Origin of the sequence: Pseudomonas sp. 2VD (genome assembly GCF_005503585.1) — a bacterium.
In the GTDB taxonomy this organism is placed as follows: Bacteria; Pseudomonadota; Gammaproteobacteria; order Pseudomonadales; family Pseudomonadaceae; genus Pseudomonas; species Pseudomonas aeruginosa.
On the sequence record NZ_SCND01000554.1, the window covers coordinates 1 to 2527 of the forward strand.

General features: G+C 62.4%; 1 protein-coding gene and 2 pseudogenes. 1 reads left to right on the forward strand and 2 read right to left on the reverse strand.

From position 1 onward, the window contains the following. Positions 1–121: pseudogene (locus FFS27_RS31560) on the reverse strand (radical SAM protein); the annotation flags it as partial. A gap of 9 nt (positions 122–130) precedes the next feature. Between FFS27_RS31560 and FFS27_RS31565 the strand changes: the two are divergent. Continuing rightward, positions 131–460, forward strand: a pseudogene (locus tag FFS27_RS31565) (DUF1285 family C-terminal domain-containing protein); the annotation flags it as partial. A gap of 48 nt (positions 461–508) precedes the next feature. Here the strand turns inward: FFS27_RS31565 and FFS27_RS31570 are convergent. Continuing rightward, complete coding sequence (locus tag FFS27_RS31570) at positions 509–2164, reverse strand: electron transfer flavoprotein-ubiquinone oxidoreductase (protein WP_003138616.1); 1656 nt, start codon at positions 2162–2164, stop codon at positions 509–511. Positions 2165–2527 lie beyond the last annotated feature (363 nt).

Below are 2527 nucleotides of genomic sequence, written 5' to 3' on the forward strand. Positions count from 1 at the left end.
CGCCCAGACCGTGTAGGATCATCACCGAACGACTGATCCCCGCCTCGCCAAGCTTTTCCAGCGCATCCAGGGTAGAGGAATAGGTCTCGCCCTTGTTGACCCGTGCCAGCACTTCGTCGTCGCGGCGAATGATGTCGGTATCCGCGTCGACGATGCGCCCTTCGTCGCGGTGACCCTGCAGGTGCAGGGCGAGGGCGGGGCGCAGGTACTGCGCTTCGCCACCAACGTCGAGGACGAGGTCGAGGCGGACGCCGGGCATCCGCTGCGCGTCGAGATCGACCCCCGCACCCAGGAACCCACGCCCTACCTGCGGGTGCGCGACAACCTCGAGGCGCTGGTGCATCGCAACGTGTTCTACCAACTGGTCGAGCTGGCGGTGCCGCGCCGGATCGACGGCATCGAATGGCTCGGCGTCTGGAGCCACGGCGAGTTCTTTCCCATCGGCCCGCAGCCGGACTGACAGGCGCAGCATGAAAAAAGGCTCCCGAGGGAGCCTTTTTCGTTTGCCTTACATGTTGGGGTAGTTCGGCCCGCCGGTACCTTCCGGCGCCACCCAGGTGATGTTCTGCGCCGGGTCCTTGATGTCGCAGGTCTTGCAGTGCACGCAGTTCTGCGCGTTGATCTGGAAGCGCTTGCTGCCGTCGTCGTTGGCCACCACTTCGTACACGCCTGCCGGGCAGTAGCGCTGGGCCGGCTCGTCGTAGAGCGGCAGGTTCTTCTCGATCGGAATGCTCGCATCGGCCAGCTTGAGGTGGATCGGCTGGTCTTCCTCGTGGTTGGTATTGGAGAGGAACACCGAGGACAGCTTGTCGAAGCTGAGCTTGCCGTCCGGCTTCGGGTAGTCGATCTTCGGCGCTTCGCTGGCCTTTTTCAGGCAGGCGTAGTCCGGCTTGTCGTCATGCAGGGTGACGGGGATCTTGCCGCCGAAGATGTTCTGGTCGATGAAGTTGAACGCGCCGCCGCCGATAGCGCCGAACTTGTGGATGGCCGCGCCGAAGTTGCGGCTGCGGAACAGTTCGTCGTACAACCAGCTGGCCTTGAACGCATCGACGTAGTTGGACAGCTCGTCGCCGCCTTCGCGGCCGGCGGCCAGGGCCTCGGCGATCGCGTCGGCGGCGAGCATGCCGGACTTCATCGCGGTGTGGCTGCCCTTGATCTTGGCGAAGTTCAGGGTGCCGAGGTCGCAACCGATCAGCGCGCCGCCGGGGAAGACCATCTTCGGCAGCGAATTCAGGCCGCCCTTGCAGATGGCCCGGGCGCCGTAGGCCACGCGCTTGCCGCCTTCCAGGTACTGCTTGACCACCGGGTGGTGCTTGTAGCGCTGGAACTCGTCGAACGGCGACAGGTGCGGGTTGCTGTAGGACAGGTCGATGATCAGGCCGACGAACACCTGGTTGTTCTCCAGGTGGTAGAGGAACGAGCCGCCGGTATTTTCGTCGTTCAGCGGCCAGCCGGCGGTATGGACCACCAGGCCGGGCTTGTGCTTGGACGGGTCGATGTCCCAGATTTCCTTGATGCCGATACCGTAGTGCTGGGCATCGGCCTTGCTGTCCAGGTTGTATTTCTTGATCAGTTGCTTGCCGATGTGCCCGCGGCAGCCTTCGGCGAACAGGGTGTACTTGGCCCGCAGCTCCATGCCGGGGGTGTAGTAGCCTTCTTTCGGGTTGCCTTCGCGGTCGACGCCGAGGTCGCCGGTGACGATGCCGCGGACCACGCCGTTCTCGTCGATCAGCGCTTCCTGGGCGGCGAAGCCCGGGTAGATCTCCACGCCCAGTCCTTCGGCCTGCTGGGCCAGCCAGCGGCAGAGGTTGCCCAGGGAGATGATATAGTTGCCCTCGTTGTGCATGGTCTTGGGCACGAAGAAGTTGGGCACCTTGGTAGCGCTCTCGGCGCTCTTCAATACGTAGATGTCGTCGCCGGTCACCGGAGTATTGAGCGGCGCGCCGAGTTCCTTCCAGTCGGGGAACAGCTCGTTCAGCGCGCGCGGCTCGAACACCGCGCCGGAGAGGATGTGGGCGCCCACTTCGGAACCCTTCTCGACCACGCAGACGCTGATCTCTTGACCGGCTTCGGCGGCCTTCTGCTTCAGTCGGCATGCGGCGGACAGACCGGCGGGGCCGGCGCCGACGATGACGACGTCGAATTCCATGTATTCGCGTTCCACTATCGATCTCCTACTCAAGGCTCACGGTATCTGTTTATTGGTGGCTGAGATCTTTCCCTGATCAGAGCGGGCGCATTATATATAGCTGCATGGGCAGGTCCAATACAAACGTTTGTTTGAATTCTTTGGAAGCCTGATAGAATCGGCATTCGAGGGGGGGAAACCACCCTTTTGCCGTATTGACCGAAAAGGGTGATCCGGTCAAGATACGGGCGGTTTTGCGGTCGCTGTCTAGCAGAGTGTCGGTTTCCGGCCGGCGAGCATCACCGGCCAGGCCTGTCTGGCGACATCCTTATTCACCGGAGAATAACGAGGAATCCATGAAGGTTCTTGTAGCAGTCAAACGAGTGGTCGACTACAACG